At 33.2% G+C, this 16,804-nt stretch carries 15 protein-coding genes; 13 read left to right on the forward strand and 2 right to left on the reverse strand.

What is annotated here, in order from left to right; translation table 11 throughout:
- Positions 1 to 167: 167 nt before the first annotated feature.
- From EDB96_RS20750 to EDB96_RS20775, 6 genes are all read left to right on the forward strand, one after another.
- Positions 168 to 995 (forward strand): S-adenosyl-l-methionine hydroxide adenosyltransferase family protein, encoded by an 828-nt coding sequence (locus tag EDB96_RS20750; protein ID WP_057115025.1) that lies wholly within the window; start codon positions 168 to 170, stop codon positions 993 to 995.
- 211 nt (positions 996 to 1,206) lie between these two features.
- Positions 1,207 to 1,503 carry a putative quinol monooxygenase gene (locus tag EDB96_RS20755; RefSeq protein ID WP_134142878.1) on the forward strand — a complete coding sequence of 99 codons (297 nt, stop codon included), beginning with the start codon at positions 1,207 to 1,209 and terminating at the stop codon, positions 1,501 to 1,503.
- 73 nt (positions 1,504 to 1,576) lie between these two features.
- Positions 1,577 to 2,302 carry a gliding motility-associated ABC transporter permease subunit GldF gene (gene gldF, locus EDB96_RS20760; protein WP_134142879.1) on the forward strand — a complete coding sequence of 242 codons (726 nt, stop codon included), beginning with the start codon at positions 1,577 to 1,579 and terminating at the stop codon, positions 2,300 to 2,302.
- Positions 2,302 to 3,987 (forward strand): gliding motility-associated ABC transporter substrate-binding protein GldG, encoded by a 1,686-nt coding sequence (gene gldG, locus EDB96_RS20765; RefSeq protein ID WP_057115022.1) that lies wholly within the window; start codon positions 2,302 to 2,304, stop codon positions 3,985 to 3,987. Before gldF ends, gldG begins: the two co-directional genes overlap by 1 nt.
- A 107-nt stretch (positions 3,988 to 4,094) precedes the next feature.
- Positions 4,095 to 5,213, forward strand: a complete 1,119-nt coding sequence (gene dnaN, locus EDB96_RS20770; RefSeq protein ID WP_008469033.1) for a DNA polymerase III subunit beta — start codon at positions 4,095 to 4,097, stop codon at positions 5,211 to 5,213.
- A gap of 392 nt (positions 5,214 to 5,605) precedes the next feature.
- A complete protein-coding gene (locus tag EDB96_RS20775; protein ID WP_057115021.1) occupies positions 5,606 to 6,235 on the forward strand; it encodes a DsbA family protein in 630 nt (209 codons plus the stop codon).
- Between the two features lie 84 nt (positions 6,236 to 6,319).
- On the opposite strand, the gene EDB96_RS21280 is transcribed toward EDB96_RS20775, so the two are convergent.
- Positions 6,320 to 6,451, reverse strand: a complete 132-nt coding sequence (locus tag EDB96_RS21280) for a hypothetical protein (protein WP_262712692.1) — start codon at positions 6,449 to 6,451, stop codon at positions 6,320 to 6,322.
- A 204-nt stretch (positions 6,452 to 6,655) separates the two neighbouring features.
- Here EDB96_RS21280 and EDB96_RS20780 point away from each other — a divergent pair, with 204 nt between their 5' ends.
- The 6 genes from EDB96_RS20780 (at position 6,656) to pdeM (ending at position 13,381) form a co-directional block, all read left to right on the forward strand.
- Positions 6,656 to 6,973, forward strand: a complete 318-nt coding sequence (locus tag EDB96_RS20780) for a hypothetical protein (RefSeq protein ID WP_057115019.1) — start codon at positions 6,656 to 6,658, stop codon at positions 6,971 to 6,973.
- A gap of 17 nt (positions 6,974 to 6,990) precedes the next feature.
- Complete coding sequence (locus tag EDB96_RS20785; protein WP_057115018.1) at positions 6,991 to 7,377, forward strand: YidH family protein; 387 nt, start codon at positions 6,991 to 6,993, stop codon at positions 7,375 to 7,377.
- A 56-nt stretch (positions 7,378 to 7,433) separates the two neighbouring features.
- Positions 7,434 to 8,438, forward strand: a complete 1,005-nt coding sequence (locus EDB96_RS20790) for a ligase-associated DNA damage response exonuclease (RefSeq protein ID WP_134142880.1) — start codon at positions 7,434 to 7,436, stop codon at positions 8,436 to 8,438.
- A gap of 239 nt (positions 8,439 to 8,677) precedes the next feature.
- Positions 8,678 to 10,279 carry an ATP-dependent DNA ligase gene (locus tag EDB96_RS20795; protein WP_134142882.1) on the forward strand — a complete coding sequence of 534 codons (1,602 nt, stop codon included), beginning with the start codon at positions 8,678 to 8,680 and terminating at the stop codon, positions 10,277 to 10,279.
- Positions 10,280 to 12,739: a ligase-associated DNA damage response DEXH box helicase gene (locus tag EDB96_RS20800; RefSeq protein WP_134142883.1), complete on the forward strand. Its 2,460-nt coding sequence runs from the start codon at positions 10,280 to 10,282 to the stop codon at positions 12,737 to 12,739.
- A 6-nt stretch (positions 12,740 to 12,745) separates the two neighbouring features.
- Entirely contained in the window at positions 12,746 to 13,381 is a 636-nt protein-coding gene (gene pdeM / locus EDB96_RS20805; RefSeq protein ID WP_134142884.1) for a ligase-associated DNA damage response endonuclease PdeM, read from the forward strand.
- 138 nt (positions 13,382 to 13,519) lie between these two features.
- Here pdeM and EDB96_RS20810 read toward each other — a convergent pair whose 3' ends face one another.
- Complete coding sequence (locus EDB96_RS20810) at positions 13,520 to 13,813, reverse strand: winged helix-turn-helix transcriptional regulator (RefSeq protein ID WP_134142886.1); 294 nt, start codon at positions 13,811 to 13,813, stop codon at positions 13,520 to 13,522.
- A 443-nt stretch (positions 13,814 to 14,256) separates the two neighbouring features.
- Between EDB96_RS20810 and EDB96_RS20815 the strand changes: the two genes are divergently transcribed.
- Entirely contained in the window at positions 14,257 to 16,611 is a 2,355-nt protein-coding gene (locus tag EDB96_RS20815) for a mechanosensitive ion channel family protein (protein WP_134142887.1), read from the forward strand.
- Positions 16,612 to 16,804 lie beyond the last annotated feature (193 nt).

A 16,804-nucleotide genomic window follows, 5' to 3' on the forward strand; every position in this document is an offset into this window, starting at 1 on the left:
AAACTTGGACCTGCATTCCCACAGAGACTTCTATAACAGCAAGTTAATTTTTAAAATCACAATTTGTCTTTTCTTTCTTTCAATTTGTGTTTACTATTATTAGCTTTGCATTTCTCAAATTTAATGAAAATTAGATTTAAATACTATCAATAGTTATAAACAAAATGATGTCAATAATTACCCTTACTACAGACTACGGCTTAAAAGATCACTTTGTGGGGTCGCTGAAGGGTAAAATACTTTCTGAAAATCCAGAGGTTCAAATAATTGACATTTCTCATGACATTGATCCCTTTAATACTGCAGAAGCCAGTTATGTAATTGGCGCCTCTTATTTAAGCTTCCCGAAAGGAACTGTACACCTTATTGGCGTCGATATTGAACGTAATAAAGAGAACCAGCATATCGCCATGCAGTGGAATGACCACTATTTTATTTGTGCCGATAACGGAATTTTGAGCATGCTTACGCAGAAGATCGTACCGCAAAAAATTGTTGCGATAAATATTCATGATCGTTTCCCGATAGAGTCAACGGATATGGATATCTTTATTCAAGTGGCTTCTCATTTATCAAAAGGCGGTTTATTGAATGTAATTGGAAAAGAAATCACCTCAATAAAAGAAGCAACTGAACTTCAAGCTATTGTTGCCGACGATGGAAACTCGTTAAAAGGCTATATAATTTATATTGATCATTTTGGAAACGTTGTCACTAATATTTCAAAGAAACAATTCTTAGAAGTTTCACGTGGACGCCAGTATGAAATTGTAATGAAACCTAAAAATATCAAAACGATTTTACCTAATTATTCGGCTATTGCAACTTCTGATAAATATCCGATTAAAACGTATGAAGGAGAGAAACTGGCTATTTTTAATGAAGCTGGTTTTCTTGAAATCGCAATATTTAGAAGTAATCCTTCTAAAGTAGGTTCTGCCAATAGCTTATTAGGATTGAATTATCGTGATGTGATTACGATTAAGTTTTCGTAAATAATTTTAGATTTTAGTCCCGATCCCGAAACCTCAGGACGGGATAGATTTTAGATTAAGGAAACTCTAAAGTTTGGAATTTGGAATTTCTCTATTGGAATTTTATTTTTTTATAAAAACAACAATCAAATTTGGTATTTTTGCGCACCTGTAAGACTTTAGACAATTTAAAAAAATCTAAAATTTGAACTATCAAATTTAAAATAACAACATGTTTGTCAGAATAGTAAAAATGAGTTTTCATGAAGAAAAAGTTCCTGATTTTCTGGAGAATTTTGAATCCGTGAAAGAAAAAATAAGAAATGCTGAGGGAAATCGTTTTTTAGAATTGTATCAGGATAAAAATGATAAATGCCTCTTTTTCACTTACAGTTATTGGGAAACCGAAGCTGATTTGGAAAATTATAGGAATTCTGAGCTTTTTAATACGGTTTGGGATTTTACAAAAAAATTATTCAATGCAAAGCCAGAAGCTTGGAGCTTGGATAAATTGGTTAGTTTAAAATAGTTTAAAGTTTCAAGTTTCACGTTAAGCAGGCAACTTGAAACCTTAAACATGAAACAATAAAAACAAAACACGAATGAAATCAATCATTTTAAGAGAAATAAAATCTTTTTTTGGCTCTCCTATCGGCTATTTGGTCATTGCGATTTTTTTAATCAGCAGCGGACTATTTTTATGGGTTTTTGAAGGAGATTACAATATTCTAAATACAGGTTATGCCGATTTAACTCCATTTTTTACTTTAGCGCCTTGGATTCTAATTTTCTTAATTCCAGCCGTAACTATGAGAAGTTTCTCTGACGAAAAGAAACAAGGTACTTTAGAATTGTTACTGACAAAACCTTTATCAATCTGGGAAATTGTAAACGGAAAATTTTTCGGCTCTTTTCTTTTGATTATTTTGGCAATTGTTCCGACACTTATTTATGTAAAAGTAATTTCAGATTTAGGTTTGCCAGAAGGTAACATTGATATGGGAAGCACAATTGGTTCTTACTTCGGATTGTTATTTTTAATCGCTTCTTATTCAGCAATCGGGATCTTCACTTCTACCCTTTCAGAAAATCAGATTGTAGCTTTTATTATTGCTGTTTTCTTATGCTTTTTCTTGTATTTTGGTTTTGAAGGTTTAAGTTCTTTAATTCCTGGTTCAAACAATATTGTTGCAGTTTTAGGAATGCAGAATCACTTTAAAAGCATGAGCCGCGGTGTTATTGATACACGCGATGTTATTTATTTTTTAAGCATTACAATCGCTTTTCTATCTTTTACTGTTTACCAATTAAAATCTTATAAAGCGTAATGAAAGCATCTACAAAGCAGAATTTAAAAACATTAGGCATTACTATATTCATTTTAGTTGTTTTAAATGTACTTGGTACCCTATTTTTCCAGCGTTTTGATTTAACGAAAGACAAACGTTATACTTTATCTCCAACTTCATTAGGAATTGTAAAACAAGTTGAGAATCCGCTTTCTATAAAAATTTATATGGCTGGCGATCTTCCAGCAGATTTTAAACGTTTGCAGCAGGAAACCAAACAATTACTAGAAGAATTTCAAGCGTATAATAAAAATATTGTTTTCGAATTTGTCGATCCTTTAGAAAATGAAGAAGAAAGTGACGAACTTACAAAATCACTTTTCAAAAAAGGATTAACGCCAGTAAACATAACAGTTGACGATAAAGGAAAACAATCTCAAGCAATGGTTTTTCCTTGGGCAATCGCAGTTTATAACGGAAAAGAAGTTAATATTCCATTATTGAAAAATATAATGGGTGCTTCGACTACACAAAAAGTAATGGGATCTATTCAGCATTTAGAATATTCTATCGCAGATGCCATCAATAAAATTACTAAAAACAAACAGAAAAAAGTTGCAATTATAAGAGGTAACGGTGAATTGAAAGAAATTCATATTGCTAAAATGCTGCTGCAGATTAGAGAAAGTTATTTCATTGGACCTTTTACATTAGATTCTGTTGCAAAAGATCCAAATGGAACTTTAAATGCGCTAAAAAAATACGATTTAGCCATTATCTCAAAACCAACAGAAAAATTCACTGACGAAGAAAAAGAAGTTCTAGATCAGTTTATAATGAACGGAGGAAAAACAATTTGGTTAATTGACCAAGTTGCTGCCGATATGGATAGTTTGTATAATGATATGGGCGCCACTTTAGCATATCCGAGAGATTTAAATTTGAACGATATGTTCTTTAAATACGGGTTCAGAATTAATCCTGATTTGATAAAAGATGAACAGGGAAGCCCAATAAAACTGGCAACCGGCGAACAAGGAAGTGCAACTCAATATCAGGATTTTGTCTGGAAATTCGCACCTCAGGTTTACCCAGCAAGCCAGCATCCTATCGTGAAAAATCTTGGTGGCATTAAATTCGATTTTGCAAGCCCAATTGACACCTTAAAAAATGGAATTAAAAAAACTGTTTTACTGCAGTCTTCTCAATATTCTAAAACCATTGGTTCGCCCGCAGAAATCAATCTGAATATGGTAACCGAAAAATCTACTCCAGAAGAGTATTTGAATAAAGGAAACTTACCTCTTGCCGTATTATTAGAAGGATCTTTTCATTCTGCTTTTGAAAATAGAGTATTGCCATTTAAAGACAATTCTTTTACCGCAAAAGGAAAACCAAATAAAATGATTGTTATTGCTGACGGAGACTTGGCAAGAAATCAATTAGACAAAAACAGAATGCCTGTAGAATTAGGTTACGATCAAAGAACTGGAAATCTTTACGACAATAAAGACTTTATCATGAATTGCATCAATTATCTGCTGGATGATACTGGACTTATTAACATTAGAAGTAAAGATGTGGAGCTGCCTTTATTAGATAAAGAAAAAGTTTACGAAAGCTACACTATGACCCAATTCATAACTATCGGAGTTCCAATTCTAATTTTATTAGTTTTTGGACTTGCCTTTACCTTTATCAGAAAAAGAAGGTACAGTAAGTAGATGTTAATAAAAAAATGTAATACTTTGGATTGTTTAAGATATATTTGTAATCCGTATATTTAGCCCTTTATTTGCTAAAAGATCCATCAAAAAATAAAATAAAACAGATGAAATTTATAGTATCGAGTTCGTACTTATTAAAACAATTACAAGTTTTAGGTAGTGTAATCAATAGCAACAACACGTTGCCAATTTTAGACAACTTTTTATTTGAACTAAACAATAATGAGTTAACAGTTTCGGCTTCAGATCTTGAAACGACAATGTCGGCTACATTATCGATCGATTCTACAAGTAAAGGAAGCGTAGCTGTACCAGCTAAACTTTTGCTTGAAATTTTAAAAACTTTCCCAGAACAGCCATTAACTTTTACTGTTGAGGATAACAATACAGTAGAAATTAGTTCAAATTCTGGTAAATATGCATTGGCTTATGCGGCTGGAGAAGAATTTCCTAAAGCGGTAAGTTTAGAAGATCCGTCTGTAACACTTGTTCCTGCAGAAGTTTTGGCAACTGCGGTAAGTAAAACTATTTTTGCTGCTGGAAACGACGATTTACGTCCGGTAATGTCTGGAGTTTTCTTCCAGTTTTCACCTGAAGGATTAATTTTCGTAGCAACTGATGCGCACAAATTAGTAAAATATGCTCGTACAGATGTAAAAGCCTCTCAAGTAGCAGATTTTATTATGCCGAAGAAACCTTTGAATATCTTAAAAAGTATTTTAGGAACTTCTGATGCTGAAGTAAAAATTGAATACAACGATTCAAATGCGACTTTCTCATTTGACAATTATATCTTAATGTGTCGTCTAATCGACGGAAAATATCCTAATTACGAAGCAGTTATTCCAAAAGAAAATCCAAACAAATTAATGATTGACCGTTCTTTATTCTTAAGTTCAGTTAAGCGTGTTGCGATTTTCTCTAATAAAACTACACACCAAATTCGTTTAAAAATTGCTGGAGCTGAATTGAATGTTTCGGCAGAAGATATTGATTACTCAAACAAAGCAGAAGAAAGATTGACTTGTGATTATCAAGGAGATGATTTACAAATTGGTTTCAACTCTCGTTTCTTAACTGAGATGCTGACAAACCTGCAATCTGACATGATTATGCTTGAAATGTCATTACCAAATAGAGCAGGTATTTTAACGCCTGTAGATGGTTTAGAAGAGGGAGAAACAGTTACTATGCTTGTAATGCCTGTAATGTTAAATAGTTAACATTAAAGTTTCTTTCTGTTACAGGGATATTTTTTAGTTTCAGATTAAAGATCTATCATTGTAAAAAAAAAGATATCGCTATTAACCAACCATTTTTTATACCTAGAAACCGCAATTCCTATAAAGAGTTGCGGTTTTTTATTTTAAGGTTTGGTTGGTTTTGTTTCAGGTTTCATGTTTCAGGTTGGCACATATGCTGTATGTTTTTTAACCGCAAAGTTCGCTAAGTTTTTTTTTCTAAGCTTTATATGTCTACAAACGCAAAAAGTTCGCAAAGCTCTATGATAACTTTGCGACCTTTGCGAAAAACCTCTGCGACCTTTGCGGTTAAACTTTAAACCTGAAACGTGAAACTTGAAAACCTGAAACAAAATTTTCTGTAACTTTGTAAAATGAAAATAGAAATTTGGTCGGACATCATGTGTCCGTTTTGTTATATCGGAAAAAGACAGTTGGAAACAGCGCTTGCTGTGTTCCCAAATAATGATTTTGAAATTGAATGGAAAAGCTTTCAATTGGATCCAACTATTACTTCTCAGCCAAATATGGACGTTTACACGTTTTTAGCTGAGAGAAAAGGCATGTCAATCGAACAATCTAAAGAAATGCACAAAGGAGTCGTTGAACGCGCTAAAAGTGTTGGTTTAGAATATAATTTTGACAAAGCCGTTATATCAAATTCATTAAACGCCCACCGAATCATTCAATTGGCTAAAACTAAAAATATTGGCGATCGTATGGAAGAAATTTTCTTCAAAGCTTATTTCACTGATGGAAAAGATTTAAACAACGGTCCTACTTTAATTCAATTAGGAATTGAAGCGGGTTTGGAAGAAAATGAAATTAGAGAAGTACTTGAAAGCGATAATTTATTTATAAAAGAAGTACAAGCAGATATTAAAGAAGCTGGTGAAATTGGAGTTCAAGGAGTTCCGTTTTTTGTTTTCGACCGCAAATACGCAGTTTCTGGAGCACAGCCTGTAGAAACCTTTATAAAAACTATTGAAGAAATTCTCAAATAAAAGAAACATTTAAAAAAACGTAAAAGCGTGCTGTCTATATTTAAACAGCACGCTTTTATTATTTAGTTTATTTCAAACTAAAAATTAATGACTACCTCTACCTTTTGAATCTGTTGATTTTGTTGTAGTGCTTTTTCCTCTAGAACCAGTTGATGATTTTTGAGTATTTCCAGAATCTTTCATTCCAGATTTCGAATCTTTTCTTGAAGTTTCCATGATAATATAATTTTTTAAATTATTGATATACAAAGTTGCAAAATAGGCGATTGATTTTTTTATAGAATTAAATTCGAATCTTATAAAATAAAAAGCAAACAATCATGTAAGATTAAAATTAAATCCTATAATTTTTTTAAATAACTAATTTTCAAATTTGTATATATGCAAAAGTTGAATGTTTATTAATTTAAAATAACAGCTATGAAAACAAATGCCGACAACAGCATTGCTGCGAAAAATCACTTCATATGCAGTAGACCAGATCATATTGATACAGCTCATGAAAATGAGGCAATGGATGAAGAATTCACAACTGGCCAAAATCCTGATACTACTTATAGAAATAAATGTGATCAGTTTTCTGAAGATAGTTATGAAATTATAGAAAGCGGATTAAATCTAGCTGAAGATAATACTTCATTTTCAACTTATGATCAATCAAATCCGTATGATAGTTATAATTTGGATCATGAAGACGAAAAATACTCTAATCCTCCTTATAAAAATCTTGAAAATTAAAAAACCTTTAGTAAATTATGTCGCCAAAAAATGATCAAGAAATAATGAATGAATATTTGTCTAACGAAAGAACTTTGTTAGCGTGGCTTCGTACTGGAATTGGCATAATGGTTTTTGGTTTTGTAGCGGTAAAATTTTCATTGTTTTTAAAACAGCTTCCGGCTAAATATTTAGCAGAAACTGTACCTCCAAATAGTAATTTTACTATCTATTTAGGAATTGGATTATTGATTGCAGGCGCTTTAACGATTCTTCTATCTTATTTGCGCTACACTAAAACTGTCAAATTATTGAAACAGGGCAAATACCAATATTCAACTGCAATGCTGACGTTTATAACAATGATGCTTTTTGTTTTGAGTATTTCTCTCATTGCTTATCTTATTATTGCTGCAAGTACATAAATTGTAATTTTCTAATTATCAAATTATCAAATTATCTAATTATTAAAATTATAAAGATGAATCCACCATTATTACAATTTAATGATAAAGGCATTTACTGTCAGCAGGCAGATGTTTATCTTGACCCTTGGCGCCCCGTTAAAAATGCTATTATCACACACGGTCACTCTGATCATTCAAGGTGGGGACATCAAAATTATATTACTCATTATACCAATGTACCTATCATTAAACATCGTCTTGGCGATATTAATGTAACCGGCAAAGACTGGAACGAAACTTTTACTATAAACGGTGTAAAATTCTCTTTTCATCCTGCTGGCCACATAATTGGTTCTGCTCAAATAAGAGTAGAATACAAAGGTGAGATTTGGGTATTTACAGGAGATTACAAAACAGAAGACGATGGAATTTCTGTCCCTTATGAAGTCGTAAAATGCCATTCATTTATAACGGAATGTACATTTGGACTTCCCGCTTTTAAATGGGAACCGCAGACAGATGTAATGACCGATATTAATAATTGGTGGGCAGAAAATCGCGCTGAAGGAAAAACCTCTGTTCTATTTGGTTATTCGTTAGGAAAAGCACAACGTTTATTAAAAAATTTGGATCCAAATATTGGAAGAATTTACACTCATGGTGCAATCGAAAATATGACCGAAGTTGTTCGTCCGTTAATTGATTTACCTGCAACAATTCGAGTAACGCCTGAAACTAAAAAAGAAGATTTGTTGGGAAGTATCGTTATCGCACCTCCAAGCGCGCATGGAAGTACTTGGATTAGAAGGATGACGCCTTTTGTAACAGGTTCAGCAAGCGGCTGGATGGCATTTCGAGGCGCAAGACGAAGAAGAGCTGTGGACCGCGGATTTGTCTTAAGTGATCATTGCGACTGGACAGGATTACTAGAAAGCATTCAAGCGACCGGCGCAGAAAAAGTAATCTGCACCCACGGATACTCTGATATATTCTCTAAATATTTAAGAGAATTGGGTTACGATGCAAGAACCGCCCACACACAATACGAAGGAGAAACGAATGATTCTGAAGAAAACTGAAAGGAGTTTTGAGCTGTGAATTGTGAATTGTGAATTGCGAGTTGTGAGTTGTCAATTTATTCAAAATCACACCCTAAACATCGATCACCAATACAGAGCATTAACAATAACCATCAACTATCACCATCAACCATTAACCATCAACCATCAACCATCAACCATCAACCATCAACCATCAACCATCAACCACTAACCATCAACCATTAACCATTAACCATTAACCATCAACCAAAAAAACTATGAAAAACTTTGCCGAGCTTATAAAAACCCTGGATAGTTCTAATAAAACATCGGTAAAAGTTGATGCTTTAACGAATTACTTTCAAAAAGCCAGCGATGAAGATAAAGTGTGGACAATAGCTATTCTTTCTCACCGTCGCCCTCCCCGACCTGTTAATACAACTTTATTACGATTGTGGGCAAACGAACTGGCGAATATTCCGCTTTGGCTGTTTGAGGAAAGTTATCATATTGTAGGTGATTTGGCTGAAACTATTGCATTGGTAATTCCGACTACAAAAGAACATTCTGATAAAAGTCTGACTGAATTTCTACAAGAAATTATAGCTTTAAAAAAGAAAACCGATTTCGAAAAAAAAGAATATTTACAAACCAATTGGCTTAATTTAAATTATTACGAAAGATTCGTTTTCACAAAGTTAATTACAGGCAGTTTTAGAATTGGTTTAAGTCAGAAATTAATGACTCGCGCGCTTTCTAAATCTGAGAATATTGACGAAGATACCCTAGCGTACAAATTAATGGGAGACTGGAATCCGAACACGATTACTTTTCAAGAGTTAATTTTAGACGAAAGAAGCAGCGATTATTTATCAAAACCATATCCGTTCTATTTAGCTTATCCAGTTGAAGGAGAACTTTCAAATCTTGGAAATCCAGAAGATTGGAGTGCCGAACATAAATGGGACGGAATTCGATCTCAAACTATTATCCGCGATAATGAAATTTACGTCTGGAGCCGAGGAGAAGAATTGGTAACCGATAAATATCCAGAGTTCAATTCGTTTATCGGAAATATTCCAAATGGAACTGTAATTGATGGCGAGATTCTTCCTTTCATTGATAATCAAATTGGTACTTTTAATGATCTGCAGACGAGAATTGGACGAAAAAATGTATCAGCTTCTGTTTTAAAAAACACTCCAGTTATCATCAAAGCTTATGATTTACTGGAATGGCAGGGAAATGATATTCGAAATCTGCCTTATGAAGAACGCCGTACATTATTAGAAGAATTATTTACGACTTTAATCGGAAAAGATATTCCGCTTCAATTATCAGAAAGACTTAATTTTTCAACTTGGGAAGAAATAACAGCTGAAAGACTAAAATCGCGCGAAATGCGAAGCGAAGGTTTAATGCTGAAGCGAAAAAATTCTCCCTATCTAGTTGGACGAAAAAAAGGCGATTGGTGGAAATGGAAAATTGAACCTTTAACAATAGATGCGGTACTGACCTACGCCATGCGTGGCCACGGACGAAGATCTAATTTGTTTACCGATTATACTTTTGCCTTATGGCATGAAAATGAAAACAATGAACGTGAACTCGTCACTTTCGCGAAAGCGTATTCTGGTTTAACTGACGCTGAATTTAGAATGGTAGACGATTTTATCAAAAAAAATACTCTAGAAAGATTCGGGCCTGTAAGAAGTGTAACTCCAAAATTAGTATTTGAAATTGGTTTTGAAGGAATTGCACTTTCTAAAAGACATAAAAGCGGTGTTGCAACCCGTTTTCCCAGAATTTTAAGATGGCGTCAGGATAAAAAAATAGAAGATGCCAATTCGATCGAAGATTTAAAAAATATGATTTCATAAATGAATAGAGAGCAGTTATTTACGATTGCCAGCAATTGGTTTGAAAATCAAGGCTGGAAACCTTTTCCATTTCAAACTCAGACATGGACTGCTTTCCTGCAGGGAAAAAATGGATTGCTAAACGCTCCAACCGGAAGCGGAAAAACGTATGCACTCTGGCTTCCAATTATTTTAAATTATATTAAAGAAAATCCAAACTATAAAACGAAACAAACTCCTGGTTTAAAAGCTATTTGGATTACGCCCTTGCGCTCTTTATCAGTCGAAATCAAACAAGCTGCAGAAAGAGTTATAAATGATTTAGATATTAAAATGACGGTTGGAATCCGTTCTGGAGACACTTCCGCAGCGGAAAGAGCCAAGCAAAAAGGAAGAATGCCAGATTTATTAATTACAACTCCAGAAAGCCTGCAATTGCTTTTAGCCTCAAAAGGATACGAATCTACTTTTAAAAATTGCAGCTCAATTGTAATTGATGAGTGGCACGAATTGCTGGGAACAAAGCGTGGCGTTCAAGTAGAATTAGGTTTATCGAGACTCAAAACAATCGCTAAAAACATTCGCATTTGGGGAATTTCTGCAACAATTGGCAACTTGCAGCAGGCTCAGGAAGTTTTGCTCGGTGTCGATTCTGAAGCGTATCATAATTCTGTTTTAATCAAAGCTGTAATTCATAAAAAAATAAAAGTTGTTTCGATTATTCCAGAGAAAATGGATACTTATCCTTGGCGCGGACATATGGGCTTACATTTAATTGATGAAGCGGCAAAAATTGTAAAAGCTAGTAAAACAACACTTATTTTTACCAATGTTCGTTCGGCATGCGAAATTTGGTACCAGCGATTACTAGAAAAATATCCTGAATTTGCTGGCGAAATGGCAATGCATCACGGTAGCATTGATCGAGAAACCAGACAATGGGTTGAAAATGCCATTCGAAATGAAGAATTAAAAGTCGTAGTTTGTACTTCTAGTTTAGATTTGGGAGTTGACTTTGCTCCAGTCGAATCTATTATTCAGGTGGGCGGCCCAAAAGGTGTTGCACGATTTATGCAGAGAGCAGGACGAAGCGGTCATCAGCCAGGAAAAGAAAGTGTAATTTATTTTCTTGCCACTCATGCTATTGAACTTATAGAAGCTTCTGCTTTAAAAAAAGCCGTAGAAAACAGCGTAATTGAAGATCGTGTTCCATATTTAAACAGTTGGGATGTTTTGGTTCAGTATCTCAATACTTTAGCGGTTTCTGACGGTTTCTTTCCAGATGAAATTTTTAAAGAAGTACAGGGAACATTCAGCTACCAAACCATTACAAAAGAAAACTGGAACTGGATACTCAATTTCATTACAAACGGAAGTCAGAGCCTTCATGCTTACGACGAATTCAAAAAAGTAGAAATTGAAGAAGACGGGCGCTATAAAATTAATAACCGAATGATTGCAATGCATCACCGAATGCAGATTGGAACAATTGTAGGCGATGCTGTTTTGAATGTAAAATATATGAGCGGCGGTTATATTGGAACTATTGAAGAATGGTTTATTTCGAAATTGAAACCTGGCGATACTTTTATTTTTGCGGGAAAGAAACTGGAATTATTCCGAATTCGAAATATGCAGGTTTTGGTCAAAAAAGCCAGTCCAAAAAAAGAATCGAAAATTGCCAGCTGGATGGGCGGACGCATGGCGTTATCTGCACAAATGAGTGAATTGCTTCGTCAGGAATTATATCGAGCCAATACTGATAATCTTTCACCCGAATTAAAAGCGCTCCAGCCATTGTTTAATAGACAGCGAAAAGAATCGATTGTTCCTGATAACAATGAATTTTTGATTGAAACTTTTAAAAGCCGAGAAGGCTATCACGCGATATTTTATCCGTTTGAAGGACGTTTTGTACACGAAGCGCTGGCAAGTTTATTAGCCTACAGAATTAGTTTACTGCAATCGATCAGTTTTTCTCTGGCTTATAATGATTACGGATTTGAATTGCTTTCTGATCAGGAAATTGATATTGAAGCGGTATTGGATAACAATCTATTATCAACAGAATATGTACATCATGATTTGCAGAAAAGTTTAAATTCGACGGAAATGGCAAGAAGAAAATTTCGAGATATTGCTGTAATCGCTGGATTGGTTTTTACAGGTTTTCCTGGAAAAATGGTCAAAACAAAACATCTACAAAGTGGTTCTCAATTGCTGTTTGAAGTATTCAGAGATTTTGAGCCTGATAACTTATTGCTGCATCAAGCGTATCGTGAGACCTTCGAACATCAACTGGAAGAAGGACGTTTGATTTTGGCTTTGGAACGAATTGCAAATCAAAAAATAGTTTGGAAACAATGTCTTAAACCTACTCCGTTTAGTTTTCCTATAATTACGGACCGTTTAAGAGAAAAACTTTCAAGTGAAACATTAGCGGAGAGAATTCAGAAAATGACCGCTTCTTACATGAAATAATACTTTATGAAAATTAAGATCAATAACGAAACATTTATATTGCATTGCAATGGAGCTGTTTTTTGGGAAGAAAAAAATACAATAATTATTTCTGATGTTCATTTAGGAAAAGTGACGCATTTTAGAAAACACGGAATCGCTATTCCGCAAAATGCCATTTCAGAGAATTTCAGAAAAATTACAGAAGTTTTAGATTATTTTAATCCAAAGAAAATTATCTTTTTAGGAGATTTATTCCACAGTACCAAAAATGCAGAATGGGATTTGTTTGAAAACTGGGTTCTAGATAATAATCATGAAACGTATTTAATTACAGGAAATCACGATATTATCGATGATGTTCATTATAGAAAAATTGGCGTAATTGTAGTTGAAATGTTAGAAATTGATCACTTCTTTTTTACACATCACCCGACTGAAAAAGAGAATTCTTTTAATTTCTCTGGGCATATTCATCCTGGAATTCTCTTGCGTGGTTTAGGTTTACAAAGTCTTAGACTTCCCTGCTTTTTTCATAAACCAAATCAAATGATTTTACCTGCTTTTGGTGAGTTTACTGGAAAGTATTTTCTGAAACCTAATGTTGAAGATATAGTTTATGCTATTGCTGGAAATGAGGTAATTCAGATTAGTAAAGAATAAAAAAACATTATCACATTATGTTATAAAATTGATAATAAGCAATTTACAGCATTTTATTTAAAGTAAAATTTAAAAAATAATCAAAACTAAATTTACTAGGTTTGTTTTAGTAACAACAGCAAATCTTTTCCATTTCAGTTAGGATAATCCTTCCAATTGTTCAAAAACTGGGATCAAAGCTTTTCCTTTCTCTGTCAGATAATATTCAATATGCAAAGGCTTTAATTTAATTGTCGTTTTTTCTAAAAGTCCTTCTTCTTCCAATTCTTTCAAAGCGGTAGACAAAGATTGTTTGTTGGAACCCTGAATTTGTCGCAGCAAAGTATTAAATCGTAGAGGTGATTCTACTGCTAAACGAAAAATTTCTGCTTTCCATTTTCCAGATAACATTTTTAAAAGTCTTTGTGCTGGACAAGTTTCTGTTTCTTCCATAATCTACTGGGTAGTCAAGAAAATCTGACCTATTGTTTCGGAATGTTTTTTAATTAAATTTTGTATAAAACTTAATGTAAAAATATAAAATGAAAACAAAGAAACCTAGCGAAATGACGACCGAGCAACTATTAAAAAGACAGAAAACAATACAATTTATGATATATATTCTACTCGGCGCTTCTATACTTTTACTTTTAATTATCGTGTTTTTATTTCTAAAAAAGGAATTTAGCGCTTTAATTGTAATTCCCTTTTCGATGATTTCAATTATAATTGACAACTCAAATTCATTAAAAGAAATTAAGCAAGAAATCGCTTTGAGAGAGATATAATCGTAATCTGACGATAAAATGTGCTGAAATGTCTAATTTAATTTTTTCTTCACGAAAAGTTTTGCAAAAAAAATTAAATTTGATCTCCCTAAATAAGCCATTTACATTATGATTTTTCAAAAAAGAACATTTTATTTTTTCGCTCTGTTTTTATTTCTTTTCTGTTCTCTGCAAAGTTTTTCGCAAGAACAAAAACCTGTCAAAAAAGAAAGTTCCGGCAGATTATTTAACGACACCACAGCAACAGACAGCGATTACCTAATGGCGATCGAAAAAGCAGGAGAAGTATTAGAATCTGCTTACAATGACATTGATTTTGAAGGTGATACTCATCATCTTTTTGGCGAAATGAAACGTACAGAAAGTAAACTGAACCTTATTTTAGCCAGTTTAAAAGGCGCCAATCCTAATGTGCGCAACCAGCAGATGTACCGCATTGTACTGCAAGAAATCCAGCAAGAATTAGAAGAACAGAATAAAGCTATAAACGCTCGAAATCTTAATCTTGAAAAAATTAAAACCCGCGTAATTGATCTTCGTAAAGACAAAACTTTAATTACTTTACTTAAAGACACCATTCGCCGCAAGCAGTTCAAGAAAGAATTTGCTGATCTTAGAAAGAGATATGTTGGAACTGATAGTCTTATGACTAAAAACCAAACCATTTTAAACAATAAGAAGCGATTGACTGTACAGCGAAAAATTGCTGTTTCTAGCGCTTTAATTACAGTTGAAAGTAAACTTGAAAAATCTGGAATCAGCATTTTTAAGAAAGAATATCCAACTTTATGGCAGATCACAGATTCGGCTGCCAATAAAAAGGTGACACACAACATTAAAAATAAAATTATAATTGAAGAAAATGTTGCTGCCTATTATCTAGGTTACAAAGCAGGCGGATTGATCACTTTGTGTTTCTTCATGGGACTTTTGTTTTGGTACATCTCCAGAAACGTAAAATATCTAAAAGCAAATGGATACGGCGAAAGTCTTTCTCTTTTAAATTTCAAATATTTAAATCGTGGTGTCTTACTGCCTGTTTTAGTAATTGCATTAAACATCGCTGTTGTTACCAATTTATATGCACCGGCATTATTTTTAGAATTAATGCAGCTTCTTTTGCTTGGAGTTTTAACTGTACTCTTTAAAAATCAATGGTCTAAAGTTGCTATGCGCAATTGGCTTTTCTTACTCGGATTGTTTTTTGCCCTTTGTTTCTTAGACTTATTTATTACAATAGGGTTATTACAGCGTTTTGCTTTTGTTGCAATTAATATTTTAGGAATTCGATATGGTTTGGTGCAAATTAAAACCCTAAAAGAAGAACTTTACATTAAAGGATTTTTTAAATGGGCAAGTATCATTTTTATCGGATTAAATGGTTTATCAATTCTTTTTAATTTGTTCGGAAGAGTTTCTCTTTCCAATATGTTAAGCCTTACAGCATTTATTTCGCTTACGCAGATTGTCGCTTTAAGCGTTTTATTAAAAATTATTTTAGAGATTATCCTTTTGCAGATTTATACTACGCGAGTAAAAAGAGGAATCGAAAAAATGTTTGATTTCGAAAATTTATCAGATACCTTAAAAAAACCTTTTATTATCGTAATCAGCTATATGTGGCTTGTGGTAATTGCTTCAAATCTTAATATTTGGGAATCACTTCGTGCTGCTTTTCAAAAAATATTAAATCATCCAAATACTATCGGAAGCATCACATTTACACTTGGTAACATTGTTCTTTTTTTTATTATTATTTGGGTTGCGCATTTATTGCAAAAGTATGTGGCGTATTTCTTTGGTGAAATTGATGATGAAAACGAAGAAAACGTCAACAAAAGACAGCATTCAAAATTATTAATTACCCGATTAGTAGTTTTAATAAGCGGATATCTGCTTGCGGTTGCGGCGTCAGGAATGCCTTTAGACAAATTGAGTATTTTATTAGGAGCTTTAGGTGTCGGTGTCGGACTTGGTCTTCAAAATATCGTCAGCAACTTTGTATCAGGAATCATTTTGATTTTTGATAAACCGATTCAGATTGGTGATGTTGTTGAAATTAGTTCAGAATCTGGCCGTGTAAAATCTATGGGACTTAGAACTACTAAAATTAATGCGCCAAACGGTGCTGAAATCATTATTCCGAATGGTAATTTATTATCTCAAAACATTACCAATTGGACCTATACTGATAATTTCAAACTCGTTGAAGTTACTTTTGAAATCGTTGGTGAAACCGTTCCAGAAGAAATCAATTTAGTTGTAAACGAAACACTTGCTAATCTGCCAATGGTAAATAATGCAAAACCATCTCAGATTTATTACAGCGCTATTTCTGACGGAAAATTTAAACTTCTGATCAAATTTTGGTGTAGTATTTACAGAACCGAAGAAACAATAAGTCTGGCGAGACAAGAATTATATAATAGTTTTAAAAACAAAGGTTTACATTTCTCTAGTTAATAGAAAAATAAAAGACATTATACTTCTTACAATAAAGCTGCAACACTAAAAAAGTTGCAGCTTTATTATTTTATATAATCGATAAAAGTTAGGCAAAAAATAAAAAAATAAATATCTAACAGCATGATTAGAATCATGTTTTGAAAAAAATGATGATAATACATTTACCCTATTCAAATTATCAGCTTAAAAG

It is taken from the genome of Flavobacterium sp. S87F.05.LMB.W.Kidney.N, from assembly GCF_004366435.1.
In the GTDB taxonomy this organism is placed as follows: domain Bacteria; phylum Bacteroidota; class Bacteroidia; order Flavobacteriales; family Flavobacteriaceae; genus Flavobacterium.

Coding starts and splice junctions, on each gene's coding strand:
- EDB96_RS20750 (WP_057115025.1), top strand. CDS start 168: ATGTCAATAATTACCCTTACTACAGACTACGGCTTAAAAGATCACTTT.
- EDB96_RS20755 (WP_134142878.1), top strand. CDS start 1,207: ATGTTTGTCAGAATAGTAAAAATGAGTTTTCATGAAGAAAAAGTTCCT.
- gldF (WP_134142879.1), top strand. CDS start 1,577: ATGAAATCAATCATTTTAAGAGAAATAAAATCTTTTTTTGGCTCTCCT.
- gldG (WP_057115022.1), top strand. CDS start 2,302: ATGAAAGCATCTACAAAGCAGAATTTAAAAACATTAGGCATTACTATA.
- dnaN (WP_008469033.1), top strand. CDS start 4,095: ATGAAATTTATAGTATCGAGTTCGTACTTATTAAAACAATTACAAGTT.
- EDB96_RS20775 (WP_057115021.1), top strand. CDS start 5,606: ATGAAAATAGAAATTTGGTCGGACATCATGTGTCCGTTTTGTTATATC.
- EDB96_RS21280 (WP_262712692.1), bottom strand. CDS start 6,451: ATGGAAACTTCAAGAAAAGATTCGAAATCTGGAATGAAAGATTCTGGA.
- EDB96_RS20780 (WP_057115019.1), top strand. CDS start 6,656: ATGAAAACAAATGCCGACAACAGCATTGCTGCGAAAAATCACTTCATA.
- EDB96_RS20785 (WP_057115018.1), top strand. CDS start 6,991: ATGTCGCCAAAAAATGATCAAGAAATAATGAATGAATATTTGTCTAAC.
- EDB96_RS20790 (WP_134142880.1), top strand. CDS start 7,434: ATGAATCCACCATTATTACAATTTAATGATAAAGGCATTTACTGTCAG.
- EDB96_RS20795 (WP_134142882.1), top strand. CDS start 8,678: ATGAAAAACTTTGCCGAGCTTATAAAAACCCTGGATAGTTCTAATAAA.
- EDB96_RS20800 (WP_134142883.1), top strand. CDS start 10,280: ATGAATAGAGAGCAGTTATTTACGATTGCCAGCAATTGGTTTGAAAAT.
- pdeM (WP_134142884.1), top strand. CDS start 12,746: ATGAAAATTAAGATCAATAACGAAACATTTATATTGCATTGCAATGGA.
- EDB96_RS20810 (WP_134142886.1), bottom strand. CDS start 13,813: ATGGAAGAAACAGAAACTTGTCCAGCACAAAGACTTTTAAAAATGTTA.
- EDB96_RS20815 (WP_134142887.1), top strand. CDS start 14,257: ATGATTTTTCAAAAAAGAACATTTTATTTTTTCGCTCTGTTTTTATTT.